Consider the following 25,768-nt stretch of genomic DNA (forward strand, 5'->3'; position numbering starts at 1 on the left):
TCAGCGTTCACCCTGCCCATGAGCGCCCGAACACAATTGAGCTTCCATGTCTTCAAGGGTCAAGGTGTTCGCTTCGTCGAAGCTGCGCAGGCGCTCGATGGCGAGCAGTTCAGAGCGGAGGTCTTCGAGTTCGTCCTGCAGGGCTTGATAGGTGTTCACGCCCACCAGTACGGCAGGCGGTTCGTTGTCATTGAAAATGACCAGGTGCGTTACATCACCGTCGGTAATGTCCTTGAGACGCGCGCTAAAGCTCTGGGCCATGGATGTGGCAGAAACTGCTTGGGCAGCTCGGCCTAGACGGGTTGTCATGAGGGATTCCTTGCCCTGGAACCAAGGTCTTTTTACTCGTCGATACCAGCACTCATGCGCCCACACAGCTACTCATCCGCTTCGCGCTGTTGCTCGGTAGGCCTAGGCTCCCCACACTGCAACCCTACAAGCCGTTGCAAGGCTCGCCAGCGTCCAGCCTGGCGCTGATCGCGCTTCTGGCAGGCGGTGGTGTGTAAGTGGGTGAGTTGAGCCAGCCGCGCACGCTGCTCGGTTAGTAGGGCATTGAGCATGTCGCATTCACGGGCGCACAGCGCCGCTTGCTGGCGCCACATTTGTTCTTCCGTTGGAAGGCCAAGCCATTCTGCCGGGTCGAGGTCCTTGTCGAGCATGAGGGTATCGCCGTTACTGTATGTGTATACAGTAGTGGCGCGCGATTAGTTTTGCGAGCTGGCGTCGATCAACGGCAATGTGGGGAGGGGCGGTGGTACACGAGTGGTACATCACCGGAATGGTGAGTTGAACGCCTTACGCGCCGCTACTTCCCGCAAGTGGCTGTTCAATCCATCATTGGAAAGTATGATGACTGTTTTGATGGCCGCCAGTGCCTAGGTGCACCCAGCGGCACTCTCCTAGAAAGTGTTGCCTTGCAACCATCTCACCCACCAAAAGCCCTTAACGACTGCCTTCGCGAAGCCCCCGGGCCTATTCAACAGGCCGCGTATCAACCATGGCAGGGTGCTGATCGAAAGCGGCGAACCAGGCTGCAGCGACGGGGTAGTGGGTGCGCCAATTGAGGTCTGCAAAGCGGAAGTCCAGGTAGCCCAGCCCGCAACCGATTGCGATCAGGCCGATGTCATCCGGCACGGTGCTGTACACCGCGGCCTGGGATTCAATCTCAGCGAGGGCGGCCCGTACCTTGGTGAGCTGGCCATCGACCCAGCCCTGCCACTGCTTGTCCGCTGGGCGGGCGAAGGCTTCGTAGCGGGCCAGCAAGGCAGCATCCAGCAGGCCGTCGCCCAGGGCCTGGCGCGTCAGGCTGGCCCAGCGTAGCTGGCCTTCCTTGGGGAACAGCGAGCCGTGTGCGTAGGTGTCCAGGTACTCGCAGATCACGCGGCTGTCATACAGGGCTAGGCCATTGGCATCGATCAGCGTGGGCACCTTGGCCAAGGGGTTCGCACTGGCAATACGCTCGTCCCGGTTAACCGGATGTGCCGCGGCACTCAGTGTTTCGATCTGGTCGGCCACTCCCAGTACCTGCGCAGCCACCATCACCTTGCGTACATAGGGTGATACCGGGGAATAGTAGAGTTTGAACATGGGCGCTCCAATAAAAGGTGGGGGTTGCCTTCACTGTGCGACAGCCCGCCAGCCTTGGCAAATGGAAGCCAGTATCAGGCGCAAGGTTTGGCCAGCGCCAGGGTCCAGGCGGGGCGTGCCAGGCTTAGCAAGCCCAGCAGCGCCATGCCTGCACCTACCCACAAAGGCGCTTGAAGGCCATAGCCGGCGTCGATCGCAGCACCGCCTGCCCAACTGCCCAAGGCCAGCCCCGCCGTGATGATCGACGTATGCATTGCATTCACCAAGGCCTCAGGCTCAGCTGCTTTCATCACCCGTGCCGCCATCGCTGGGTTCAGCGCCACACCCGTCAATCCCAAAGCGAAGAACCCGACAAGGCTGAGCCACACGCGGTCACCGGCCAAGGCGAAGCTACTCAACGCTACGACCATCACGCCTAGCCCCGCAGCCAGTACGCGCAGGGTATAGCGGTCGGCAAGCCGGCCGACCACGGTGTTGCCCACTAGGTTAGCCACGCCATACAGCGCAAGCAGGGGGGCGATATGGGCCGGCGCGATGCCTACCCGCTGGATCAGGATAGGCGTGCAATAACTGAACGCTGCGAACGTAGCGCCAATGATCAGGCCGCTGGTGAGGTAAGCCCCCCAAAGGCTACCGTTATTCAGCGCTGCCAGTTGCTGGCGCAGCGGGGGCTGGCTACCGGCTGTGCTGGCGGGCACGCGAAGCGCCGCCAGCAGGGTACAGATCAACGCGAGCACTACGGTTAGCCAGGCGCTGGCACGCCAGCCGGCCTGTTGCTGTACCCACGTGGTGAGGGGCACGCCGGCTACGGGTGACAGCATCAACCCGGCCAACACTACCGAAATGGCTTTGCCGCGTATGGACGTAGCCACCAGCCCGGCACAGAGCGTCATGCATAGCCCAATGCACACGGCGCTGGACACGCCCATGATCACGCGGGCCAGTACCAGCACTTCGTAAGTAGGCGAAAGTGCTGCCAGTGCCCCGGCAGCCACATACACCGCCAGGAGTGCCACCAGCGCACGCTTGTTGCTCACCCCTCCCGACAACAGCAGCAGCGTGACCGGCGGCCCGCCCAGGGCCATTCCCAAGGCATAGTAGGCGATCAGGTTGCCGACTTGCGCCAGGCTTACAGAAAACGCTTCGGCCAGCGCAGGCATCATGCCCGCCACCATGAACTCAGCGGTCACGAGGGAGAAAATCGTCAGGCCCAACAGGTACACAACAGGGGGCAGCGTGGAGCGGGTGGTCATGAACGCCTCAGGTGATCAAAAGGCACGCTACCCTAGGCACTCATGCCGTTAAGGTCAAACGGAAAACCTTCAAAGCAGCAGGCTGCGACGCCATGTCGCCCCTTGCAACGCGTGGTGCGCCTACCGGGCGGCATGAACCCTGCACTGCCCTGAGGCAAAAGGGCGAGCGGCGGCGTTCGCCATGGTAGCCATGGGCAGGAGGACGTGATGCTTAGCCGAATTACGCAGCGTCAGCTGGAATATTTTGTGGCCTCCGGGGAGGCGGGCAGTATCAGCGCTGCTTCCGAACGCATCCATGTGTCTTCACCTTCCATTTCGGCGGCGATTACCCACATGGAGGCCGAACTGGGTATCCAGTTGTTTATTCGCCACCACGCACAAGGCATCTCGCTCACGGCCGTGGGGCGGCAGGTATTGCAGGAAGCGAAGCTGATTCTGGAGCAGATGAGCAACCTGTACACCATCGCATCGGAGTCGCTCAATACCGTGCGTGGGCCGTTGCGTGTGGGCTGCCTGCATTCCCTGGCGCCCATGATCACCCCAGAGCTGGTGTTCGGCTTCAGCCGGGCCTTTCCGGGTGTACGGATCACTCAAGTGGAAGGTGACCACGAGCAGTTACTGGAAAAGCTGCGCTGCGCCGAGATAGACATTGCACTGACCTATGACTTGGTCAGCAGCACCGACATTGACTTCCAGCCGCTGGCCAAGCTACCGCCCTACGTGATGGTCGGTGAGCATCACCCGCTGGCCAGCCTGACTACGGTCAGCCTACAGGACCTGGAATCCCATCCCATGGTGCTGCTGGATATCCCATGGAGCCGGGAGTATTTCCTGAGCCTGTTCATGCAGGCAGGCACGTCGCCCAACATTGTGATGCGCTCCAGCAACCTGGAAACCGTCAGGGCCTTGGTGGGTAACGGCATCGGCTACAGCATTGCCAATGCACGGCCCAAGGGCAACCTGTCCCAGGATGGGAAGCGGCTGGTCCGCATTCGCCTGGCCGGTGGCCCCCACCCCCTGCAACTGGGCTATGCCACAGCCACCAACGCTCAGGCCTCACGCGTAGTGTCGGCCTTCACAGAGCGGTGCCGAACCTTCGTTTCCGACCAGTACATTCCCGGCATGGCAGCCCCCAGTTTTTTTGATCCGCACATCGTCGAAGGGGTGGAGGGCAACCAGGCATCACGCTGAACGTGCACTGGCCCTGTGCGCGTTCGGGCCGTTGGCCGGGGGCGTGCACCGTTTTGGTCAGCGCCCTGCCAAGGGCCAGGCCAATACAGGAAAGCGCAACGGTACTGCATCGGTTCTTCCTACTCACAGGCCTTGTTAATCCTAATTGACCCTAGGTGCTCCTGTCCCTGAACCTCATTCAGCGGCAGGCCCGAACAGCCGTTCGAAAGGGCCCTCGGTTGCCTATCCTGATTTCTTGTTGAGCACGGTAACGATGACATTTGACTGGAACTACATGTTTGGCTTGCTGTTCGATGCCGAGTTCTGGCGAGCGACCTGGACCGTCATCAAACTGAGCTTCATCACCTGGGTGGCCAGTATCGGCCTGGGGTTTTTCGTGGCACTGGCCAAGCAGTCGAAGCGACCGCTGCTCAGCGGCCCGGCGCGTGCCTATATCTGGCTGTTCCGGAGCTTGCCACTGCTGGTGCTGCTCATATTTGTCTACAACATCCCCCAGGCATTTCCAGCCGCTTCAGCGGTGTTGGGCGACCCCTTCTGGGCAGGCCTGTTCGCCATGGTGTTGTGCGAAACCGCTTACGTGGCTGAAATCCATCGCGGCGGCCTGCTGTCGATCCACAAAGGGCAGGCAGAAGCCGCCAGGGCGCTGGGCCTGAGGTTTTTGGGCACCCAATGGCGGGTCGTGATTCCTCAGGCGCTACGCGTGGCATTGCCGGCCTTGGCCAACGAATACATTTCCATCGTAAAGCTCAGCTCCCTGGTGTCGGTGATTTCCCTGACCGAGATTCTGATGGTAGGCCAGCGGCTGTATTCGCAGAATTTCCTGGTGATGGAAACCATGGCAGCGGTAGCGTTCTATTACGTGCTGATCGTGACCGTATTCGATTTCCTGCTCAAGCGCCTGGAAGCCTTCCTTGACGTCAGCCAGCGCAAGGTGTCCCGAGTGCCGGACGCCCATGTATTAGCGCTGGCTACGCAGCAACGGGCTGCACCGGCGCGTGCCGTTGTGCCTGAGCAGGAGGCACCAGCCCTGCAGGCCACACGCCTGCACAAGGCCTACAACAATGTAGAAGTACTTGGCGCCGTCAGCCTGCAGATCAAGCCAGGGGAGGTGGTATCGGTCATCGGCCCGTCGGGGTCGGGCAAAACCACACTCATCCGTTTGCTCAATGGCTTGGAGCAGATCGACAACGGCGATATCCAGATCAACGGCCAGCCCTTTATCCATCTCACCCGGCAGGGTGCCCAGAAGCCCCAGTACGTCGAGCACGCCGAGCACCGGCTAAACATTGGCATGGTGTTCCAGAGCTTCAACCTGTTCCCGCACCTGAACGTGCTGGACAACCTCTTGATGGCGCCACGTTACCACCGCCTGGACACGCTGCCCGCGCTCAAGCAGCAGGCCTACGCGTTGCTGCACAAGGTCGGCATGTTGGACCACGCCTGGAAGTACCCGCACCAGCTTTCCGGCGGGCAGCAGCAGCGGGTGGCCATCGCCCGTGCCTTGATGATGCGCCCTCAGATCATGCTGTTCGACGAACCTACCTCGGCCCTGGACCCGGAAAAGGTCAACGAAGTGCTGCAGGTCATCGAGGCATTGGCCCAAGAGGGCATCACCATGGTCATCGTGACCCACGAGATGAACTTTGCCTTCAAGGTATCAGACCGGATTGTCTTCATGGAGAAAGGCCGGGTGGTGTGCGATGACAGGCCCGCCGTGCTGCGCGATGGCCATAACCCACGTATCGAAGCCTTCCTCAAGGATGTTTCGCTGGCGTGACCTTCAAACGTTCCAGAGGGCAATACCATGATCGAGCAATGGCAGGTGGAGCAGTTTCAACGCGATGGCGTCCTGGTGGTCGAGGGCGTGCTGGCACCAGACGAAGTCGCTGCGTTGCAGCACGACTTCGACCAGTGGGTGGAGGAAAGCCGTGGTCATGTGCAGGGCTGGGGCGAAACCCTGGATGGCCGTGCGCGCTTTGACCTTGAAGGTGACCACCGTGCCGACCATCCGTCCTTGCGGCGTGTCAGCTCACCGACAGAAATCTCGCCTGCCTTCAAACGCGTGGCCCTGGAGTCACGTATGGCCGCCATCTCGGCTCAGCTGATTGGCGCAGGCGGCACGCGATTCCACCACAGCAAGATCAACTCCAAGCTGCCCCATACCGCCACGTCCGTGAAATGGCATCAGGACTTTCTGTTCACGCCCCACAGCAACGATGACATTGTGACTGCGTTGCTGATGGTCAGTGAGGTGACCCCACAGAATGGCCCACTGAACGTCATTCCTGGCAGCCACAAAGGCCCGTTGTGGTCGCATTGGCACAGTGCTCGCTTTACCGGCGCCGTTGATGACCAGGTAGTGGCAGAGCACTGTCAGCAGCCTGTGGCGTGTTTTGGCCCCGCAGGTTCAGTGTGCTTCATGCACACCCGCTTGCTGCACGCGTCCAGCCCTAACGAAACAGAACGCCCCCGCACGCTGTTCATCAGCGTGTATGCCGCTGAAGACGCGCTGCCCTTTGGGGAAAACCCGCTGCCCAGTGAGCATGCAGGCCTGATGGTCGCTGGCCAGGAAAGTGGGCTGGTGCGCTCCACTGCCAATCACATGCGCCTGCCTCAGAAACCGCGTGGTGCCTCATTCTTTGTGCAACAAGCCGGGCTGGACCAGGCCACTGCTTGATTTCCTTTACTCACCGGGGGTTTACCATGACAGCACTGCGCACGATTGTCCGTCCCATTGCCCTGAGCCTGATCGGCGCAGCGGCTGCAATAACGTCAGTGGCCGCGTCGGCCTTCCAGCAGGAGGGCAAGCTTGTTGCCGGCTCGGACGTAACCTTCTTTCCTTACGAATACATGGACAATAATCGCCCGGCTGGCTTCGACATCGAATTCCTCGACGGGCTGGGCAAGCTCATGGGGCGTAAGGTTGAAACCCTGGACACACGGTTCCCCAACCTGATCACCGGTTTGCAGGGCGGGCGTTTCGACCTCACCAACTCGTCCATGTACATCACGGCCGAGCGCATCAAGGTGATCGACATGATCCCCTACCTCAAGAGTGGCGAGTCCATCCTGTCGCTCAAGGGCGGCACCTTCCAGCCCAAGCGGCCTGAAGACTTCTGCGGCCACAAGATCGGCTCCATGGCCGCCACGTCCTGGCTGGCCCAGATGAACGCGCTGTCCACCGACTATTGCGTCAAGAACGGCCTGCCTCCCATTGCCATCAGCGAGTACGCTACCGACCCGCAAACCACCCAGGCCATGCTGGCCCATGCCGTTGAAGCGCAAATCACTGACGCTGCCGTCGCCCGGGGTGTAGTGGAAAAGCTGGGGAACCGCGTCGTGATTTCCTCCGACACCCTGATTTACCCCGTACTCAACGGTTTCGGTGTAAAGAAGGGCAACGACGAGGTGAAGAACGCCTTGGTGGAGGCATTGGGCAAGTACCGCGCTACGCCCGAATATGCCGCGCTTTTGAAGAAATACCACTTCGAAGCGCCCACCGACGAAGACATCGCGACCCTGATGCCCAAACCCTGATGCAGCCTAGCCAGCCTGCGCCGCATTCCGATGCGGCCACCTTCGGCGGAGAATGACCCATGGCCCTTAACCTGGAAGAGCAGGCACGCGTTGATCTCGCGGCCACCTTTCGTATCGTGGCGCACCTTGGTATGCATGAAGCCGTGGCAAACCATTTCAGTGCCGCAGTTTCACCCGACGGCAAGCGATTCTTGATCAACCCGAAGTGGAAGCACTTCTCCCGTATTCGCGCCAGTGACCTGTTGCTGCTGGACGCTGACGACCCCACTGGGGCCGCGCACCCGGATGTGGACCCTACCGCGTGGTCCATTCACGGCCAGATCCATCAACGCCTGCCCGAAGCCCGGGCCGTATTGCACCTGCACCCGGTCTACACCACCGCGGTGGCCTGCCTGGCAGAGCCACGTATTCCTCCCATCGACCAGAACACGGCGCGCTACTTCAACCGTGTAGCGGTGGACGAACTGTATGGCGGCATGGCTGACACTGAGGCTGAAGGCGCACGCCTGGCCAGCTTGCTGGATGGGAAGCGCCGGCTGCTGATGGGCAACCACGGGGTGATGGTGATTGCCCCGAACATTGGCGAGGCCTTTGACGATATCTGGACATTGGAGCGGGCGTGCCAGATCCTGATAACCGCCTGGTCAACCGGGCAGCCATTGCGAACGCTTAGCGACGAGGTAGCCGAAAAAACTGCCAGGGGTTGGGAAGGCATAGCGGACTTTTCAAGGCAGCACTTCGAGGAAATGAAGGCGCTGATGATTGCCGCTGATGCGTCCGTGCTGGATTAAGTACCAGCGCCAGCGTGCCTCGATGCCGCTGGCGTTTACAATCGCTCGACCGACACCAGCTCGATATACCTGAATTTCTTGCGCGCAGCCTTCATGGCGTCCTGCTCAGCCAGCAACGTACTCAACGTGTCGGCTTCATAGATAAACACTTCCACGTCCCCTTCATACACATTACCTACATGCAGCGTGACCTTCAGGCGAGGGGTGAAGGCCGATGAGGCCTTTTTCTTCTTGGCAGCTGGCGGTGGCGGTGCTACCACCTCAGGTATTGGTGCGGGTGGGGGGGAGGGCTGAGCCGGAGCGGGTGCTTCCTCCACGCCGAACAATGCGCGGCGCATTTCTTCTTCAGTCAACTCGGTTGTCATGGTGTATCCAGTGTCAATGGAGCAAGGCAAGGTCGCTATTTTAGCACCAATGCCCCCTTTGGCTGGGCTAAATCCGTCCAAGCCTGTGCACGGCCCCCAAGCTTATTGAGGGCCCCGAGATCGATGCAACAAATCCTTACATGTAAGGTTTGCCTAAGAACGTTATTGGGCGTACGTTGTGGCTCATATACGGGAAAGAGCACACAGGCATGCCCCCCAGAAAAAAACCCTCGGCGGGCCAGCCTGCCACGTCCAGCGCGCCCAAAACCTCTGCCGACTATGTACGCAGCATGCGTCAGCGGTTGGCGCAGGCCGGGTTGGTCAAGCGCGAATTCTGGATTCTTCCCGAAAATGTCGATGCGCTTCGTGGCATCGAGAAAGCCTTGCGGCAGCCCTACCTGGGTGAACGGATAAAACTGGAGAACTTCATGACGCAAACCGGCAACTGGACCATCGATACGTTGCGCAAGGCCTTGGCAGAATGGGAGCTTGTCACGTCCGGGCGGGTGGGGCTGAGCGACGGCGGTAGCCAAAGTATCCTGCTCACCATGACCGAACATGGCGACCTCCCTATTTATATCGCGGTGTCCGGTGATCAGGTACTGGTAGATACCACATTGGTGGAAGTGGCCAAGGTGAAGGACGTGGCTGCATTCAACGCCTTGGTACTGCGCAGCCGTGACCTGTTCCCGTTGTCCTCGGTAGGCATTGAAACACTAGGGACCGGTACTGAAGTGTATTGCATGTTTGGTGCACTCAGTGCTGCCTCGGACCTTACCGTGATCGTGCAGGAAGTATTGACCTTGGCCGACAACGTGATTCGTGCCTCGGATGCTTTCGAAGACCATTTCAACGCCTAAGCCCTACGTACGGGCAGGAGTACTCGCATGAGTGTCTGGAAAAAAATTGTCACTGCCATCCGTGGTGGCGCTACCGAAGTGGGCGAATCCATCGTGGATGCCAACGCCATTCGTATCCTTGAACAAGAGCACCGCGACGCTGATGCCGCTGTACTCAAGGCCCGCAACGGCCTGATCGAAATCAAGGCGCGGCAGAAACTGTCACTGCAGCGCCTGGACGGTTACGCGTCAGACATCGCCAGCTGGGAAACCAAGGCCATGGCTGCGTTGAACAAGGGTGAAGAAGGCCTGGCCACCGAATGTGCCAGCAAGGTCGCGGAGCTTGAAGGCCTGCGTGACCAGGAAAAGGCACTGGCCGATCAGTTCGGCAAGCAAGTAGACACGTTGCAAGCCCAGGTCACCAAAGCCGACGCGCAGATCAAAGGCTTGAAACAGCAGATTGAAATGGCTAAGGCACGTGAAACCGTGCAGCAGGCACGTGTCGCCACGGCAACCGCTACAGGTGGCGCCAATGGCAAGCTTGAAACAGCCGTAGGCTCCCTGGCGCGGATCAAGGAGCGCCAGGACGCTCAAGACGCTCGCCTGGAAGCGGCGCAGGAGATGGCCGATGCCAGTAATGGCGGTGACCTGGAGCGGCGTTTGCAACAGGCCGGCATTGGTGCAAAAACGGGGGGTGCTGATGATGTGCTGGCCCGGCTGAAGGCCAAACAGGCCGGTAATAGCGCTCAGTAGCAGGCTGCTTCGAAGGGTGGGCAGCCTAGGCTGTTTGCCCTTCTTCGTTGGAAGGGCGGGGAGGGATGATGCCAACTGGAACGCGCACTCGGTGCGTGCTGCTACTTGTTGCGATCATGATTGCCGTACAAGCCATCAATACGCTCACCGGCAATAGCCTCGTGCACCATGGCCTGGTGCCTCGCACCCTGAGCGGCTTGCAGGGCCTGGTGTTCGCACCGTTTCTCCATGGTTCCATACGTCACTTGGTCAGTAACTTGCTGCCGTTTGCAGTGTTGAGCGGCTTGGTCATTACTGAAGGTGTTCGTCGCTACTTCACCGTGGCTGTGTTGATTGCCTTGCTAGGCGGTTCGCTGGTTTGGCTATTCGGGCGCGCGTCCGTGCATGTAGGGGCCAGCGGCCTGATTTTCGGCCTGTGGGCCTATGTACTGGCCCGGGGGTGGTATCAGCGTAGCCTTGGCAGTGTACTGGTGGCCCTGGCCGTAGCGGTTTTCTACGCAAGCCTGGTATTTGGCTTCATTCCAGTTCCAGGTGTGTCGTTCGAAAGCCATATGGCGGGCGCAGTGGCAGGCGTCCTGGTCGGGTGGCTGATACATTCGAAAACGCTACTGGCAAAAACCTAAACGGCTGGAGCAGTTTGGGCTGGCTAAAACGGCCAAAGGCGTTATGGTTCATCTCTTGAAACGAGCAGGAGGCAGGCAATGAGCTGGTTAAAACGGGCACTGGGTCTGGAAGCGCCTAAACCCGGAACGCACAGCACGGCGGTATCCAGCGTGCTTCAGCCGCCCATGGGGCTAGCACCCGGTCGCATGATTTGCATAAGCCCTAACCTCAAGGGGCTGCTGGCGGGAGAGTCCGACGTCGTAGTACCTGCAGATGACAAGGTATGGGCTGTAGGTACACTGGACCTGGGGCAGTCCAAGCGGCTGGTGCGTTACTACCTGGACAACGAAGACCACTTCATCCAGTTCGTAATGAACGGCCCAGGCGCCGATGACATCGAAGACATCATTCTTTTCGGCTATTACCAGGTCACGCCTGTGGCCAGCAAGGCAGAATTGTTGCGCCTGGTAGGCCCTGATGCCAAGGTTGGCTTGCCATTCTTCGACCTTGAGGGTGCGCAATATATTCGCCAATGGGGCAGTGAAGACGGGCAGACCGAATGGGTACCGCTGGTGGAGCAGGTGACCAATCCGGAGGCCTCTTACACTATCAGCCACAACAGCCTGTTGTATGCACGGGACCTGGGCCTGACCAACCGCCGCGAATTTCTGTTCTTCTCGGTAGAGGAGGATGAAGACGGGAATGTCTCGCTGACCGCTTCGGTAGGCGTTTCCCTGCAGCTTACTGACCTTACCGTTCTCTAAAAGGAATGCCTCATGTTCGACGCGCTTGCCCTGTCGCTTAATGCAACGGCTGTATTGGGCTTTATCGTCTACATCGTTGTGGCAGTGGTGTTGTTCGCCCTGTTCCAGTTCATTTACACCCGTGTGACACCGCACCGGGAGTTCGACCTTATCCGGGCCAACAACCCTGCCGCCGCGATTGCACTGGGCGGCTCGCTGGTGGGGTTTGCCTTACCGGCCAGCAGCATTATTTCCTATAGCGTAAGCGTCCTGGATTTCGTGGTGTGGGTAGTGATTGCCGCTGTGGTGCAACTGCTGGCCTTCTTCGTGACCAGCCGTGTACTCAAGGGGTTGTCTGAGCGCATCGCGCAAGGTGAGCTGGCCGCTGCCATCTACGCGGCGTCGGTTGCCATAAGCGTGGGCTTTCTCAATTCCGCTTGCATGACGCCGTCGGCTTGACCCCAAGGAGCATTCGATGAGACCTCGCAGTTCAGTGCACCTGGTGCTGGCCGGCACGCTACCGCTAGCCTTGGCGGCTTGCGGCCAGCACGATGACAGCGTCGCCTATTCGGCTAAAACCACTTACAAGACCGTGCAGGAATGCGCGGATGCCAAGGTTCCGGTGGATGTGTGTTCCGATGCGTATATGCAGGCATTGGCCGATCATCGGCGTATAGCGCCTACGTATGACGATCAAGCGTCCTGCGATGCCGACTTTGTTGAGGGGTACTGCCAGGCAACATCCGATGGCAAATTCATGCCCAAGCTGGGAGGGTTCGAACTGGCCGTCTCGGGCCGGGTACCCAAAGCCGATTATGAACAAGCCCAGGCCCAGGCGCAGTCTTCCGGGTTCAATACCAGCGGCTTGCTGACGGGCCTGCTCATCGGCCACATGCTGTCCGGTGGAGGGAATCGTTATTACAGCCAGCCGGTGTATGACACGCGTGATTCAAGAGGCCGGTATGGCAGTTCAACCCTTTCCCGCCAGATAGAGGACGGAAAGACGTTCGGCCGCTCCACGCAGGCTCGAACCAGCGGCACGGGCAGCTACAATGCCGCCACACTGGGCCGCAGCCTGGGTAATGGGTCGGGGGCACGCTCGGGCGTCGGGGCTGCTATTTCCCGGGGTGGTTTTGGGCAGCAGGCCACGGCCCGAGGCGGGTGGGGTGGAAGAAGCTCCGGCGGGTTCAGTTCGGGCGGCTGAGGGGAGCACGTGTGAAAAAAATCAGCGTCGAAGAACGACCCGAGTGGCGCCGCACGGTCGAGCAGCAAGGTTTTACGTTTCATACCATTGACGGTGAACGCTATTGGGATGAGCGCGGCTATTACCAGTTCACCGAAGCGCAGGTGTCGAAGGATCTGGAAGCCCCCACCCAGGCGCTTCATGCCATGTGCATGGACCTGGTAGAGCGCGTGGTTGAAAGCGAAGAGCTACTGACCCGCCTGGCCATTCCGCCTGCGTTCTTCGACCTGGTGCGTACGTCTTGGAAAGAGGGGCACCCGCACCTCTATGGCCGCTTCGACTTCGCTTATAACGGCACTGGCCCTGCCAAATGCTATGAGCTTAACGCTGACACGCCTACCTCTGTACTGGAAGCAGCAGCGGTGCAACTGCTGTGGTTGGAAGAGCAGGTGGCACGTGGCGTATTACCGCCCCAGGCCACCCAGTTCAACACCATCGCCGAAGACCTGGTACGTGCCTTTGCAGCTTTTTCCACAGGGGGTCCTTTTTATTTTTCAGCCATCTCCGGCTCTGTCGAGGACCGGGGCACAACAGACTTCCTGCGCCAAATGGCAGGCTTGGCGGGTATTCACACCCGGCACATCGACATAGAGGACATAGGGCTCACAGCGCAAGGGCGATTTGTGGACCTGAACGGGCACTGGATTCAGCGATTGTTCAAACTTCACGCCTGGGAGCACATCTTCCACGAAGCCTTCGGTGCGGCAGTGCCTACCTGTGACACCCAGTTCGTAGAGCCGGCCTGGAAGGCTATTCTCAGCAATAAAGGGATGCTGCCGCTGCTATGGTCGTTCAACAAGGGCCACCCCAACTTACTGGCGGCGCATGTTGACACCAACCCTGGCGGGCCTGTACCCAAAGGTTGGGTGCGCAAACCCTACTTTTCCCGAGAAGGTGCGAACGTGGCCCTGCATACCCTAGACGGAGAGCAGGTGGTCGAAGGCGGCCCTTACACCGACGCGCCTTACATCCTGCAGGAGTTTGCGTCGCTGCCACGGTTTGGTGACAGCTATGCCTTGGTGGGGTCCTGGGTAATCGGAGATGTTGCGTCCGGCATCGGCATACGCGAAGACGACACCCTTATCACCAAGGACACCAGCCGCTTCGTGCCCCATGTCGTCCTGGACTGACACCGGTGCAACGTCCCATCACAATTCTTCCACCCACTCTTGCAGCTCAAGCACCTTCAGGTGAGTACCGTCGTCTTCGGGCTCTTCAGCAGCACCCTTGTCCACTTGATTATAGATACCCATGTGGAACACATGCGCGCGGTGCGCTCTGGTATTACTCAGTTTCCCTGTGAGGGTTTTACTCGAGTCACCCTGGCTCATGGTCACAGCAATGGCGCTTGCAGGGCCTAGCACGATGGTGGCTGTGAAGGGCTCGCTGAGCAGTAGGTTGTCGTGAATCATGGTCTTGGGCGGAGAGGCTGTGGAGTCTCCTGTACGCAAGCCACCCTTGAACACAGCAGTTTTCTTATCCGTGGTCTCGATAAACCCTTTGAAGGTTGGGTCGTTTCCATCGTGGCAGTGTGCCTGGATCAGCACGAACGACCCCTTCCAATTCACTTTGGTCACCTGGGCGGTAATGCGAGCGCAGAAGCGCCGCTTACTGTGCAGTGAAAAGGGCTTGCCCTTGAGTTCGCAGCGGGTGCGCTTTACGCTCTCAGTGGTGGCACCTGTGGTAGGCGCGCGCAGCAACATTTCATTTTCACCACACTCAACAAACGCACGCACTTTTTCCCATTCATGGCCCGGTAGCGTCCAGGCCGTATCTCTGTCCGGGTCAGGGTGGACTTCCGGCGTAGTGAGGTCATATCGGGTAAGGTCGATTCTAGGCATGGCCGCCTCCTGTCACAGTCCAACAAGGCCGGCATTTCGGCTCGTTGCTCAAGACTGTGGTGTTGCAGGAGGGCCGTCTAGCTAGCAATCTGACAGGTAGGATGAGCTGCCAGAAGGTTTTTCACCACCCCGTTGGCCCGCGACGCTATCTGTTTTGCGTTGCACGCCTGGGGGGCTAGGTTACGCCGGTTCAGGCCGAACCGGGTTGTACAAGGGTGCCAGCCTGTATGCCTTCGGCCAGGCTCTTGAGGTAATCGCTAAACCCCCCTTGAGCCCGGCAGTCGAAACGCGAGCTGGTAACTACGCGGTTAAGGTGAGTCCACACGATACGAGCGCCACTGCGCTCCAGGTCCTCTACCAAGTGGACATCTTCGTGGGCGGTCAACGGGCGAAAACCGCCGACGCGTCGATACGCATTGGCACAGATACCCAAATTGGCACCATGAATATGGCGGTGGCCGTCACGGTCTTGGTAGGTGGCTGTGTACAGGGCTTGAACGTCCTGTGAATGCCCACTCCAATCCTCTACGTGTACTGTGCCACACACCAGTTCGGCCTTGAATGCCAATTGCTTGTATAGCCAATCCTCACCAACCAGGCTGTCAGCGTCCGTGCAGGCCAGCCAGCGGGCACCGCGGCCAAGCAGGTAGCTGGCGCCGATGCCCCTGGCATGGCCCACATTGCGGCTGTTCACGCTCAGCGTATGCACACCTAATGCCGTTGCAATAGCCTCGGAGCCGTCACTACAAGCATCCAGCACGGCCAATATTTCCACCTTCTCGCCTTCAAGCCCGGGGTGCCGTGCGGCTTTGAGCACCGTGCTTAGGCAGGCGCCCAGTAGTTGCTCTTCGTTGTGAACAGGAACCAGAACGCCGATCATGCAACCACCTCGCTTAAATCGAAGCCAGCCGGCTGGTGGCCCCAGAGTTCCAGAATGAAGTCTTTCTCAAGATGGCGGAGCAGGGGTTCAAGTTCCAGCCGCTGCGCTAATACCCGATGCACGTCATGACCGTTCATCGCGCACCCTTCGATAGGGTGTAGCCAATGGCAGGCCAATAGCGTGCCTCCCCTGGACAAGCTACGGTTCGCCTGAGCAGCCACCTCTGCCAAAGCTTCGGGTGACAGGTAATAACCTACTTCGCTGAATACGATCAGGTCGAATTCGCCCAGTGGCCATTCATGGGGCAAGGCACATTGCTGCACCTCGACACCTGGGAATGCTGAGAGACGCTCTTTAGCCAAGTCCACTGCTTTGGCATTGAAGTCGGTACACAGCAGTGTTTCGCACCGTTGCGCCAAGCTTGCACTGAGTTCTCCGTTCGAGCAGGCCGGCTCGAAGCCGCGGGTGTATCGCTGGCGGGGGAGGCAGGCCAGGGTAAGCTCCCGTTTTCGCTTCTCATACCACCGCTGCCGATAATCCCAAGGGTCGCCGCTGTGGCGGTACAAGCTATCGAAATAGTTTTCAGGGTCTGTCATAGGAACACCACTTCAAAGGGTTGCAGCCAGCGGTGCAGCGCTTCTTCACTAAGTACGGGCGCAGCACCGGTGGTAGGGTCCGGGTGCAGCTGGCTCTGATGGGCCTGCAGGGCTGCGCGCTTGCGCTCCAGCCATTGTGGTGTAAGCAGGAGCCGATGAGCGCGGTCCCAGGGTAAGCGATCGTCTTCAGGCGCTGCCCAGTGCCAGGCCCATACGGGAATCTCCAGCACCTGGGCGCCAGCGTCGGCAGCAGCGCTAAGGCAAGCACGGGCGACCGCTTCATGGTCGCAGTGGCCATCCAGGCGCCACGTGGTAAATACCCGGTCGCCAGGGCGAAATAGCGCACGCAGGCGGGCGATAAGGCCTGTTTCATCCTGGCCCACACGGCTATCGGGGGCATGAAGGCGGTGCCAGGTCAAACTGTCTGGCGCCAACCCCAGTGCCCGCAAGGCCTGTGTGCTTTCGTCTTCTCGCACTTGGCGAAGGCGTTCTGGCGGCCACTCGGGCGAGTCAGGGTGGCTGCCCTCACCATCGGTTATCGAAATCAGTACCAAGTCTTGGGGGCGATCTGCCAGGGCCGCCAGCAGGCCACCGCAGGCAATGACTTCGTCATCCGGGTGCGGCGCGACGATAACCACCCGCTGCCCGGGCGGTGCCAGCGTGTGCAGGCTGATAGCAGGCACTGCTGCTAGCCGCTGTGAGCCAAGCCAGGCTTCATAGGACGTTCCAGTAGCCTGGATAAGGTTTTCAGGCTCACTCATAAGCGCCAGTCTCCTGCCTGAGCCTGCTCACGGACCAACGCACCCAGTGCGGCAAGGTCCCGTTCGGCATGGCTCTGCCGTACAAAAACAGGCAGGTCGGCAACCAGGCGTGCAAAGTGGCGGTCACGGCAGTACGGCGTAGCGCCCAATGCCCGACCTACATGGCGCACTATGCTCTCAACGGCTGCTTCCACCTGGGCCCGTACACGGCGCACTGGCAGGGAGGCGTCGGCGGCAGGATGGTCATCGATCCAGCGTGCACACTCGCGCAAGCTGGTGGCGGCGCCTTTCAAACCGCTATCCACAGCGCCCAAATGGGCTAAGGTATGCGGGTCGTCTTTGGTTGAGAGGCGCAGGTACTTGGCCAGCCGGGCCGCTGCACCATACCAGCAGGCGGCAATACCTGCGCCGCCTTGCCAGAACCCTGGGCGTGCCCAGTAGCCGTCGCCGGCGCACACGACGTCTGCCAATGTGCCGTCAAAGCAGACATTGAAACTCTGGGTCGCGGCCATGCCGACTGCAGCCCAATGGCCTTCCTGAAGGGTGACTGTGGGTTGGCTAAGGGTTACTGCAGCGAGAAAAGGTGCCCCTTGGGCCGTGGTGACTGTAATCAGTGCACGGTCCACACACGCCGCCCCGGAGCACCATCCTTTGATGCCGTTCAGGCGCAGTTTGCCGCTATCCAAAGGTTCGGCAACCACTCTGGCATCAGGCAGCTCGGCAGCCCAGACACCCCATAAGGCATTACCGGGTTCATAAGCCGGTGCAAGCTCGGCAAGAATGGCCAAGGCATCGGTATGGCCTTCGAAGAGCTTCACCAAGGACAGGTCCCACGAAGCTACCTCAGCCAAGGCCTGCCAGCGTGTAAGGGTGTGGCCCGCACCAGGCAGGGGCAACCTGTCCTTGCCCGCTTCAATCAGGCTGCGAAGCTGCTGGTGAATATCCATGTCGCCAGAGGCGGCTACTGTAGTCATAAAACATGTATCCCTGTCCCGGCGTCTTGTATAAGAGTTGCACAAGCGCAGCGGGTTCAGGGTATTTCATCGGCCAAGGCGCACAAGGTACAAGGCCAGGCGTTTGATGCCGTAGGCCCGTTCACCTCGGCGTTTAAGGGCTATCTGCTTACCTGCCACCCGAATGCTGCCATCGTCCGGCAGCGTCAGGCAGCATCAGGCATCCGTAGAAAGCGGGTGAGCAGGTGGGGTAGGGGCAGGGCTGTTCAGGGGGCGTGCCGGTATGGCCAGGCGATGCTCCAGCCAGGACACCACACGTACCACCAGGAAATTGAGCACCAGGTAAATGAGTGCCGCGCAGGCAAATACTTCCAGGGTGCGATAAGTACGCTGAATGATCTGCTGCGCTACCCCGGTCACATCCCACACCGTGACCAGGCTCGCCAGTGCGGTAGATTTCACCAGCAGCACGGCTTCGGTGGAGTAGGCCGGCAGTGCCTGGCGTAAGGTGATGGGGCCGATGATCCGGCGCAACAATTGCCAGCGGGAGAAGCCGCTGGCGAGGCCTGCTTCCACCTGCCCCTGTGGCACGCTGAGCAAGCCGCCGCGAATGATTTCGGCGGTGTAACCGGCCGTGCACAGGGCCAGCGACAGGACGGCGCACGCATAGGGCGAGCGCAGCACGACCCAGGCAACGCTTTCCCGTACCGCGGGAAACTGGCCCAGGCCGTAATAGATAAGAAACATCTGCACTAGCAAGGGTGTGCCGCGAAACAGCGCGATATAACCGCGCGCCGGATAGCTGAGCCAGGGGTAACGGCTTACCCGTAGTGCCACCACGATTAGCGACAGGCATAACCCAAGCGCAAGCGAGGCAAAGAACAGCCCCAGCGTGGTGGGTATGGCGGCTGACAGCTTGAGGAACGTTGTGGCAAGGAAGTTGAAATCGATCATGCTCTGGCCTTCAACCATGCAATGGGTTGGCACGGCGGGTACGCCGCACACGAGCTTCAGCAACGGCAAACACCCGCCCGCTCAACCAGGTAAGCACCAGGTAGCCCAACCCACCCACAATGTAGAACGTGAAATAGTGCCGTGTGGACCCTGCCGCTACCTGACTGGCCCGCATCAACTCCACTAGCCCAATCACTGAAATAAGTGCCGAGTCCTTCAGGCTCATCTGCCAGACGTTGCCCAGCCCAGGCAAGGCGATGCGCAGGATTTGTGGAATCAGTACCCGGCGCAGGCGCAGGGCGGGGGACATGCCAATGGCGGCTGCGGCTTCCAGTTCGCCTTTGGGTACGGCCAGGTAGGCCCCGCGGTACACCTCCGCCTGGTAGGACCCGGAAATCAGCCCTACTGCCAGCGCACCTACGGCAAAGGGCGGCACATCGATATAGCCACTTGCACCAAACCAATGCGCCACGGCCGATACCACGCTGGCGCCCCCGAAGTAGAACAGGTAAATCACCAGTAGCTCCGGAATGCCACGAAACAGCAGTGAATACAGCTCGCCCAACCAACGCAGGCTTCGCAGGGAAGACAGTTTTGCTGTGGCGACGACCCCGCCTACCACTGCGCCCACCAGCAGCGCTGCAGCGGTGAGCACAAGCGTCATACCCGCCGCCTGGAGCAGGGTGAAGCCCCAGCCGTGGTCAGTGAACCCCAGCAGTTCTACAAGCGGCATACAGGTTTCCTTCTTCTTTGGCTTCCCGCCCCAAACGGCGAGCGGCAAGTTATAAGCCGCAAGCTTCACATTCGGTAGGCGGCTTGCGTCAGCCCCCAGGGGAGCCGCAAGCGCAGGTACATCACGGTTGTTCAGTTGACGAGTAACAGGTATTAAGGCGTGAGATCGACCTTGAACCACTTCTCGCTCAAGCGCTTGACAGTGCCGTCGGCAATGGCCTCCTTGAGGGCTGCATCGAACCGAGCCTTGAGGTCGGCATCCGCCTGACGGAAGCCCAGCGCTTCACCTTCGCCCCAGATGGGCCCAGCAATCTCGGGGCCGGTATACACCAGGCCCTGGCTGTCAGGTTTAGCCATGGTTGCGTTGAGGAACGTCACATCATCGAACACCGCGTCAATGCGGCCTGCGCTCAGGTCCAGGATCGCATCGGCCGAGGTGTTGTACTCGCGTACTGTGGCAACATCCTTGAAATATTCATCGATAAACGGCGTGTACACGGTGCCTGAAGCAATGCCAATGGTTTTGCCATCCAAGGCCTTGCGCAGTGCTTCCACAGCGGGTTTGATCTGTGCTGGGTCATTGTTCAGCGTAAGGGTATGCGTCTGGCCGGTCGCCCCTGGTAATAGTTTGGGGTCCATGGCCGCAAAGCTGGCCGGCGTACGTGCATAGGGTACCGAGAAGGCCATGACCTGCTTGCGTTCGTCAGTGATCACGATAGCGTCCATCAGCACATCGAACTTGCCTGCATTGAGGCTAGCGATCATGCCGTCCCAATTCTGGACCTTGACCGTGCATTGCAGCTTCATGCGCTGGCATAGCACGTCCATGAGCTCGGGTTCGAAGCCTCCAATTTTTCCGCCTGGCAACGTGAGGTTCCAGGGTTCATAACTGCCCTCGGTGGCAATATTGACGCTGCTCCAATCTTTGGCATAGGCCGCGGTGGTGCTTAGCAAAGTGCCTAGCAGCAACGTTGCAGCCCAGTGTTTATAGTGGTGTCCCATGGTCCATATCCTGTGTAGTAGGGCGGTAGAGCGACAGTTCACGGCGCAGTTACGTGTAATGCCTGTGCTTGTGTGTACAACCTTAAGGCAAGGTTGGGTCCAACTTCAGGGCTCAAGCCACAAAGCCTCGTTGTTTCAAACCTAGCAACCACCAAGAGTCTTTCAGAAAAACCTGACGGCATATGAAGCGCACCGTTTCGACACAGGCATCGCTACATTGTTACCGTCGTGCACAGCATTAGGGTTAAGGGCCCTGCTGACCGCTGGGTACCCGGCAAATCGCGGGCTGCGGCCGACGAAATGTGATCCAGGAATATTGTGGCGTCGATATCAAGGTGACATGATCGCACCCCGCAAGCATCCGGGCTTGCCTGCCAGCGGGTATAAGCGCCGCGGCTAATCATCTGGCGAAAGGGAAAGGTCAGGTAATGCGAAGCAGCCGTCGTGAATTGGGCCGTGGTTTTGCCCGTCGAATCTATGGCCCACGTGCCTTGGGCTGCGCCCTCAGCCTGGTGTTTGTGAGCACCGTGGCGGCCACCCGAGGAGGCGCCCATCCTCTGATCTGGGCACTGATGCTGTTTAACGGGGTGGTATGGCCGACCCTGGCGTACCGGATTTCGCGGCGCAGTGCCGACTCCTTCATCTCGGAGCGCCGTAACTTACTGATCGATGCTTTGTTTGCCGGCCTGTGGGTAGGCCAGATGGCGCTCAACCTTCTACCTTCGGTATTGTTGCTGGCTATGGTCGCCATGAATGCCATCGCCGCAGGCGGGTGGGCCTTGCTGCGCCGAACCCTGGCCCTGCAGGCAGCGGGCGCAATTGGCGCGTTAACCCTTACTAGGTTTGAAATCGTGCCGGACACTACCCGCGTGCAAATGCTAGCCTGCCTGCCCATGCTGCTGGTGTACCCCCTGGCGGTAGGGGGAGCCAGCTACCGGCTGGCCGTGCAACTGGCCGTGCACAAGAAAGCCTTCAAGATCATCAGCACCCTGGACGGTATGACCAGCTTGTTGAACCACACGGCGTGGATGGAGCATTTACGCAAGACGTTTCAGGAGTGCCGCACGCATCAGCGCATGGCGATTCTGGCGCTTTTAGACATCGACGACTTCAAATCCATCAATGACACCCATGGCCACTTGGTAGGCGATGCGATCATCGCGCGCTTGGCATGCCTGTTGCGCGAAGGGTTTGGGCCTGGTGCGCTGCCTGGACGTTATGGCGGCGATGAATTCTGCGTGCTGCTGTTCGATGTCACCGTCAGCCAGGCCTATGACCAGCTCAATGAGATCCGGGTGCGTTTCAACGAGTGGACCGACGGCGCACCACCGGGGGCTCAGGCTACGCTCAGCATTGGCCTTGTGCCCTATTCGCCTAAGTACGCCTCAGCGCAGGACTGGATACGTGCTTCGGACCAGGCCTTGTACAAGGCCAAGCACAGCGGGAAAAACCAGTTATGGTTACAGGAGTTACCAATTGCCTAGCCTGGCTTAACCTTTCCAACCAGGAATGGCCACCCACGGCATGGGCTCTGCAAAGGGCGCGCTGTCACAGCTACGGCGGTGCTGGAAGGGTTGGCGGCTTTGCCAGCGGCCTTGGCTAGAGCCACAGTGGCGGCAGGTAAGGCGGTCGTCACGCAGAGACCAATGGGTCTCCCAAGCAGTGATCGCATCCATGGCGATGTCGAACGTGGCGATGCTCAATTGGACTGCGGCCATGTGCCACCTCCCTGATGATGAGTAAGGTAGAACCGCAGCAAGGAAAAAGGTTCGGTCCGGTAGTCAGGATTTCTCTTAACGCAGCGTGTAGTGGAGTTGCGCGGTCTGCCAAGCGTTTCTTCCTGTCACAGACCCAGGTAAGGTTCCGGTTTTCATCATTCCTGAGGTTCCCATGCCGGATAGGCACGTACAGCCGTTGCTTGAAGCCGATTTGCCCGCTGCGCGCGACGTGGTACGCGAGGCCTTTGCTGCGTTTATGGGCATTGCTTCCCCAGGCGAGTTCTGGAATGACCGGGACTATGTAGAAGGCCGATGGCGCGCGCCGCATACCGCGTGGTTCAAGATCGAACAGGAAGGCGTAATCGCCGGTGTCGCCGGGGTAGCCCGATGGGGCGACCATGCGGTGGTTGGCCCTGTGGCTGTACTGCCCAAATACTGGGACCGCAAGCTCGCCAAGGCACTGATGGCTGCCGTCGACAGGCAATTGGACACCTGGCAGGTCAGCCATGCCGGCTTGTTTACGTTCCCGGACAGCCCTCGCCATTTGGGGCTGTATCAAGGGTTTGGCTTCTGGCCTCAGGCGCTGACGGCAGTGATGGAGCGTGAAGCAGCGGGAACGTTAGGGGCACCCCTGCCCACGGTGACGGCCCTCAGCCCTGCTGACTTTGCGGACTGTGCGGCGTTGACCCAGGGCATCGCCAAAGGCTTGGACGTAACGGGCGAGCTGCAGGCGGTAGAAGGGTTGAAACTGGGTGCAAACCTGCTGTTGCGCACTGTGACCGGTGAGCTGGAGGCGTTCGCAGCCTGCCACTTTGGGCCCCGCAGTGAAGCCGGTGAAGGCGTGTGCTATGTGAAGTTTGCAGCAGTGCGCGGGGGAGAGGAGGCGCCGGCCCGTATGGGCCGCCTGTTGGCAGCCTGCGATAACCTGGCTATGGCACAGGGCCAGCGATCGCTCATGCTAGGCGTAAATACGGGGAGGCGCCAGGCGTACCAGCAACTCCTGAACGCAGGCTTTTCGATACGTATTCTGGGTATTACCTTGCACCGTGGAACCGGTGACTATGATCATCCCCAGAACTGGGTGTTCGATGACTGGCGCTGATCAGGCTTAGCCATGCTCCGAGCCAGGCCAGCAGCCGCCTTGGTGTGGTCAGGGCTGAGTTGTAGTGCCTGTTCGAACAGGCGCCGGGCCTGTGCAGCTCGCGACTGTTGCAAGCGGGCTAGCCCAAGCGCGCACAGTGTGTCGGCTGAGTTGGGCGCCAATTCCATGGCCTGCTCAAGCACGTGAACAGCGTCATCCAGGCGATGCGCGTCCATCAGCGCTGTACCCAGGTTGCACAGCGCTTCAGGATAGTCGGGGCGCACCAGCAACGCCTTGCGGTACCCTTCGATGGCAATGTCCAACTGCCCTCGGGCATGGGCAACGCTGGCCAGGCCGTTCAGCGAAGCAGCCCTGGAGGGCTGAAGGCGCAGCGCGGTCTTGTGGCAGGCTTCGGCGCGATCCAGGTTATTAAGGTCAAACCAGGCCAACCCCAGGTTGCTATGGGCTGAGGCCATCGCCGGTGACAGGGTCACAGCCCGTTCACCATAGGCCACGGCTTGGCGGGGTTGGCCCTGCTCTCTAAGCATTTCGGCCAGGGCGCAGTGTGCCCGCGGGGCGTTGGGGGCGTCCTCGATCAGGCGGGCCATGGCATGGAGCGCTTCGGCCACTTGACCATTGCGGTACAGGTGAAGCGCTTGGTCATGACGCAGTTCCAGCGGCGCCCCCGGCGGGCGACCCAGTGGGATTGCATCGATAACGTATCGATACAGCCGCTCAACGCTGGCTTCTAGGCTTTCGTGATGGGCCTCCAAGCAAAGGTCTGGGGGAAACGGCAGGTGGTAGGCACTAGGTGTACCCAAGTCGGCCAAGTGCATACCGGCACCATTGTGCGGCTCACGGGCTGCAGGGGCGACTGCCACGTGGATCTCGTGGAAGTGTCGAACGGCCTGGCGCACTCGTTCCCGGCTCACCCGGTCGGCCTGATCGCATGAACCTCGTGACACGATGCACAGTAGCCCGGCGTCGGCCAGCAATGCTGCAGCCTGGCCCACATTCAGGCCATAGTGCAAACGATCGCTCTCCAAGTGATAACAGGTATAGCCTGCCTCGCCCAAACGCCCCGCGACGGCTTGTGCCAAGGCCGTTTTACCGGCGCCTGGTAGCCCGGTTAGCCAAAGCACGGCACCCGGTGGGGAGGCGGGGTATCTCAAAGGCCGTTCCTGACCAGTTCCCTGGCAATGACCATGCGCTGGATTTCGCTCGTACCTTCGTAGATTTGGGTAATACGCGCGTCGCGGTAATATTTTTCGACCGGGTAGTCTTCCAGGTAGCCATAGCCCCCGTGAATCTGAATGGCCTTCGAGCACACCCATTCGGCCATTTCCGATGCAAACAGTTTGGCCTGCGAGGCCTCAGACAGGCAGGGGCGGCCTGCGGTGCGCAGGCGGGCCGCGTGAAGCGTAAGCAGGCGTGCGGCATTGAGGCGGGTATGCATATCTGCCAGCAGGTTGGCGACGCTTTGATGGGCCGTGATGGCGGCCCCGAATTGCACCCGGTCGCGACCATAAGACAGCGCCGCGTCCAAGGCCGCACGGGCCACGCCTATGGCTTGCGCCGCAATACCAATGCGCCCGCCTTCGAGGTTGGAGAGGGCGATGTTCAAACCTTTGCCTTCCTCACCCAGCAGGTTGGCTGCTGGTACCTGGCAGTCGCTGAGAGTGATGGCGCACGTATCTGAAGCTTTGATGCCCAGCTTGTGCTCGGTACGGTCGACAATGAACCCCGGCGTCTGGGTAGGCACCAGGAAGGCCGACAGCCCTTTTTTGCCCGCAGCCGGGTCGGTCACCGCAAAAACGATAGCCAGTTCAGCGCGTCGGCCATTGGTGACAAACTGCTTGGCGCCGTTGAGCACCCAACTGTCGCCCTGGCGGGTAGCGCGCGTGCGCAAGTTATGGGCTTCAGAGCCCGCATGAGGCTCGGTCAGGCAAAAACAGCCGATGGCTTTGCCGCTGGCCAGGCGAGGTAGCCACATGTCCTGCTGGGCTTGAGTGCCGAACGCCAGCAACGGGCCACAGCCTACGGAGTTGTGAACGCTCATCAGCGCGCCAAGGGCAGCGTCTCCTGCAGAAATTTCTTCTACAGCCAGGGCATAGGCGACGTAGTCCAGGTAGCTGCCTCCCCACTGTTCGGGTACCACCATCCCCAGCAGGCCCAGCTCGCCCATGTGGGCTACGACCTGATCATCGATCCATCCCGCTTTTTCCCAGGCCTGGGCGTTAGGCGCCACTTGGCCCTGCGCAAACTGCCGCGCCATGTCGCGGAACATGATCTGCTCTTCACTCAACTCTAGGTCTTGCATGCGAACTCCCTGATCGGCCGGCCGT

The 25,768-nt window shown here is 60.0% G+C and carries 30 protein-coding genes; 14 read left to right on the top strand and 16 right to left on the bottom strand.

Annotated features, from left to right (window positions below; translation table 11 throughout):
* The 4 genes from HBH25_RS12645 to HBH25_RS12660 all read right to left on the bottom strand — a co-directional run bounded on the left by HBH25_RS12645 (window position 1) and on the right by HBH25_RS12660 (window position 2,840).
* The gene (locus HBH25_RS12645; protein WP_229631924.1) at window positions 1-309 is read right to left on the bottom strand and encodes a type II toxin-antitoxin system Phd/YefM family antitoxin; all 309 of its coding nucleotides are present in this window, start codon (window positions 307-309) and stop codon (window positions 1-3) included.
* A gap of 68 nt (window positions 310-377) precedes the next feature.
* Entirely contained in the window at window positions 378-659 is a 282-nt protein-coding gene (locus HBH25_RS12650; protein WP_168084267.1) for a hypothetical protein, read from the bottom strand.
* Window positions 660-972: 313 nt separating this feature from the next.
* On the bottom strand, window positions 973-1,587 hold the full coding sequence (locus tag HBH25_RS12655) for a glutathione S-transferase (RefSeq protein ID WP_168084268.1): 615 nt from the start codon (window positions 1,585-1,587) through the stop codon (window positions 973-975).
* Between the two features lie 74 nt (window positions 1,588-1,661).
* The gene (locus HBH25_RS12660; RefSeq protein ID WP_168084269.1) at window positions 1,662-2,840 is read right to left on the bottom strand and encodes an MFS transporter; all 1,179 of its coding nucleotides are present in this window, start codon (window positions 2,838-2,840) and stop codon (window positions 1,662-1,664) included.
* A gap of 207 nt (window positions 2,841-3,047) precedes the next feature.
* Here HBH25_RS12660 and HBH25_RS12665 point away from each other — a divergent pair, with 207 nt between their 5' ends.
* The 5 genes from HBH25_RS12665 (at window position 3,048) to HBH25_RS12685 (ending at window position 8,359) form a co-directional block, all read left to right on the top strand.
* Complete coding sequence (locus tag HBH25_RS12665) at window positions 3,048-4,031, top strand: LysR family transcriptional regulator (protein ID WP_168084270.1); 984 nt, start codon at window positions 3,048-3,050, stop codon at window positions 4,029-4,031.
* 253 nt (window positions 4,032-4,284) lie between these two features.
* Window positions 4,285-5,808: an amino acid ABC transporter permease/ATP-binding protein gene (locus HBH25_RS12670; RefSeq protein WP_168084271.1), complete on the top strand. Its 1,524-nt coding sequence runs from the start codon at window positions 4,285-4,287 to the stop codon at window positions 5,806-5,808.
* Between the two features lie 27 nt (window positions 5,809-5,835).
* On the top strand, window positions 5,836-6,708 hold the full coding sequence (locus tag HBH25_RS12675) for a phytanoyl-CoA dioxygenase family protein (RefSeq protein WP_168084272.1): 873 nt from the start codon (window positions 5,836-5,838) through the stop codon (window positions 6,706-6,708).
* Window positions 6,709-6,734: 26 nt separating this feature from the next.
* Window positions 6,735-7,568 carry an ABC transporter substrate-binding protein gene (locus tag HBH25_RS12680; protein WP_168084273.1) on the top strand — a complete coding sequence of 278 codons (834 nt, stop codon included), beginning with the start codon at window positions 6,735-6,737 and terminating at the stop codon, window positions 7,566-7,568.
* Window positions 7,569-7,627: 59 nt separating this feature from the next.
* Complete coding sequence (locus HBH25_RS12685) at window positions 7,628-8,359, top strand: class II aldolase and adducin N-terminal domain-containing protein (RefSeq protein ID WP_168084274.1); 732 nt, start codon at window positions 7,628-7,630, stop codon at window positions 8,357-8,359.
* A gap of 35 nt (window positions 8,360-8,394) precedes the next feature.
* Here HBH25_RS12685 and HBH25_RS12690 read toward each other — a convergent pair whose 3' ends face one another.
* On the bottom strand, window positions 8,395-8,724 hold the full coding sequence (locus HBH25_RS12690) for a hypothetical protein (protein ID WP_168084275.1): 330 nt from the start codon (window positions 8,722-8,724) through the stop codon (window positions 8,395-8,397).
* Window positions 8,725-8,933: 209 nt separating this feature from the next.
* Here HBH25_RS12690 and HBH25_RS12695 point away from each other — a divergent pair, with 209 nt between their 5' ends.
* From HBH25_RS12695 to HBH25_RS12725, 7 genes are all read left to right on the top strand, one after another.
* Window positions 8,934-9,584 (top strand): YjfI family protein, encoded by a 651-nt coding sequence (locus HBH25_RS12695; RefSeq protein ID WP_168084276.1) that lies wholly within the window; start codon window positions 8,934-8,936, stop codon window positions 9,582-9,584.
* Between the two features lie 27 nt (window positions 9,585-9,611).
* On the top strand, window positions 9,612-10,316 hold the full coding sequence (locus tag HBH25_RS12700; RefSeq protein WP_168084277.1) for a PspA/IM30 family protein: 705 nt from the start codon (window positions 9,612-9,614) through the stop codon (window positions 10,314-10,316).
* Window positions 10,317-10,384: 68 nt separating this feature from the next.
* A complete protein-coding gene (locus HBH25_RS12705; RefSeq protein ID WP_168084278.1) occupies window positions 10,385-10,939 on the top strand; it encodes a rhomboid family intramembrane serine protease in 555 nt (184 codons plus the stop codon).
* A 78-nt stretch (window positions 10,940-11,017) separates the two neighbouring features.
* Window positions 11,018-11,683: a DUF2491 family protein gene (locus HBH25_RS12710; protein WP_168084279.1), complete on the top strand. Its 666-nt coding sequence runs from the start codon at window positions 11,018-11,020 to the stop codon at window positions 11,681-11,683.
* 12 nt (window positions 11,684-11,695) lie between these two features.
* Window positions 11,696-12,121 (top strand): DUF350 domain-containing protein, encoded by a 426-nt coding sequence (locus HBH25_RS12715; protein ID WP_168084280.1) that lies wholly within the window; start codon window positions 11,696-11,698, stop codon window positions 12,119-12,121.
* 16 nt (window positions 12,122-12,137) lie between these two features.
* Window positions 12,138-12,866, top strand: coding sequence for a DUF1190 domain-containing protein (locus HBH25_RS12720; RefSeq protein WP_168084281.1), 729 nt, complete (start codon window positions 12,138-12,140; stop codon window positions 12,864-12,866).
* Between the two features lie 11 nt (window positions 12,867-12,877).
* Window positions 12,878-14,035 carry a glutathionylspermidine synthase family protein gene (locus HBH25_RS12725; protein ID WP_168084282.1) on the top strand — a complete coding sequence of 386 codons (1,158 nt, stop codon included), beginning with the start codon at window positions 12,878-12,880 and terminating at the stop codon, window positions 14,033-14,035.
* A gap of 18 nt (window positions 14,036-14,053) precedes the next feature.
* On the opposite strand, the gene HBH25_RS12730 is transcribed toward HBH25_RS12725, so the two are convergent.
* The 8 genes from HBH25_RS12730 to HBH25_RS12765 form a co-directional block, all read right to left on the bottom strand.
* Complete coding sequence (locus HBH25_RS12730; RefSeq protein ID WP_168084283.1) at window positions 14,054-14,746, bottom strand: polysaccharide lyase family 7 protein; 693 nt, start codon at window positions 14,744-14,746, stop codon at window positions 14,054-14,056.
* Between the two features lie 190 nt (window positions 14,747-14,936).
* Window positions 14,937-15,626: a glycosyltransferase family 2 protein gene (locus HBH25_RS12735; RefSeq protein ID WP_168084284.1), complete on the bottom strand. Its 690-nt coding sequence runs from the start codon at window positions 15,624-15,626 to the stop codon at window positions 14,937-14,939.
* Window positions 15,623-16,222, bottom strand: a complete 600-nt coding sequence (locus tag HBH25_RS12740; protein ID WP_168084285.1) for a methyltransferase domain-containing protein — start codon at window positions 16,220-16,222, stop codon at window positions 15,623-15,625. The genes HBH25_RS12735 and HBH25_RS12740 overlap by 4 nt, the downstream gene beginning before the upstream one ends.
* Window positions 16,219-16,983, bottom strand: coding sequence for a PIG-L deacetylase family protein (locus tag HBH25_RS12745; protein ID WP_168084286.1), 765 nt, complete (start codon window positions 16,981-16,983; stop codon window positions 16,219-16,221). The genes HBH25_RS12740 and HBH25_RS12745 overlap by 4 nt, the downstream gene beginning before the upstream one ends.
* On the bottom strand, window positions 16,980-17,957 hold the full coding sequence (locus HBH25_RS12750) for an acyl-CoA dehydrogenase family protein (RefSeq protein WP_229631925.1): 978 nt from the start codon (window positions 17,955-17,957) through the stop codon (window positions 16,980-16,982). Before HBH25_RS12750 ends, HBH25_RS12745 begins: the two co-directional genes overlap by 4 nt.
* Window positions 17,958-18,152: 195 nt before the next feature.
* Window positions 18,153-18,890, bottom strand: a complete 738-nt coding sequence (locus HBH25_RS12755; RefSeq protein ID WP_168084287.1) for an ABC transporter permease — start codon at window positions 18,888-18,890, stop codon at window positions 18,153-18,155.
* A gap of 10 nt (window positions 18,891-18,900) precedes the next feature.
* The gene (locus tag HBH25_RS12760; RefSeq protein ID WP_168084288.1) at window positions 18,901-19,623 is read right to left on the bottom strand and encodes an ABC transporter permease; all 723 of its coding nucleotides are present in this window, start codon (window positions 19,621-19,623) and stop codon (window positions 18,901-18,903) included.
* A 152-nt stretch (window positions 19,624-19,775) separates the two neighbouring features.
* Entirely contained in the window at window positions 19,776-20,624 is an 849-nt protein-coding gene (locus HBH25_RS12765) for a transporter substrate-binding domain-containing protein (protein WP_168084289.1), read from the bottom strand.
* 428 nt (window positions 20,625-21,052) lie between these two features.
* On the opposite strand from HBH25_RS12765, the gene HBH25_RS12770 reads away from it, so the two are divergent.
* A complete protein-coding gene (locus HBH25_RS12770) occupies window positions 21,053-22,108 on the top strand; it encodes a diguanylate cyclase (protein WP_168084290.1) in 1,056 nt (351 codons plus the stop codon).
* Window positions 22,109-22,114: 6 nt separating this feature from the next.
* On the opposite strand, the gene HBH25_RS12775 is transcribed toward HBH25_RS12770, so the two are convergent.
* Window positions 22,115-22,342 (bottom strand): hypothetical protein, encoded by a 228-nt coding sequence (locus tag HBH25_RS12775; RefSeq protein ID WP_168084291.1) that lies wholly within the window; start codon window positions 22,340-22,342, stop codon window positions 22,115-22,117.
* Window positions 22,343-22,514: 172 nt separating this feature from the next.
* Between HBH25_RS12775 and HBH25_RS12780 the strand changes: the two genes are divergently transcribed.
* On the top strand, window positions 22,515-23,444 hold the full coding sequence (locus HBH25_RS12780; protein WP_168084292.1) for a GNAT family N-acetyltransferase: 930 nt from the start codon (window positions 22,515-22,517) through the stop codon (window positions 23,442-23,444).
* On the opposite strand, the gene HBH25_RS12785 is transcribed toward HBH25_RS12780, so the two are convergent.
* Both HBH25_RS12785 and HBH25_RS23020 read right to left on the bottom strand, forming a co-directional pair.
* Complete coding sequence (locus HBH25_RS12785) at window positions 23,408-24,595, bottom strand: tetratricopeptide repeat protein (RefSeq protein ID WP_178088948.1); 1,188 nt, start codon at window positions 24,593-24,595, stop codon at window positions 23,408-23,410. The two genes, HBH25_RS12780 and HBH25_RS12785, sit on opposite strands and share 37 nt — an antisense overlap.
* Window positions 24,592-25,743: an acyl-CoA dehydrogenase family protein gene (locus HBH25_RS23020; RefSeq protein WP_178088949.1), complete on the bottom strand. Its 1,152-nt coding sequence runs from the start codon at window positions 25,741-25,743 to the stop codon at window positions 24,592-24,594. The genes HBH25_RS12785 and HBH25_RS23020 overlap by 4 nt, the downstream gene beginning before the upstream one ends.
* Window positions 25,744-25,768: the final 25 nt, after the last annotated feature.

This window comes from Pseudomonas quercus (genome assembly GCF_012033695.1).
Taxonomy (GTDB): Bacteria; Pseudomonadota; Gammaproteobacteria; order Pseudomonadales; family Pseudomonadaceae; genus Aquipseudomonas; species Aquipseudomonas quercus.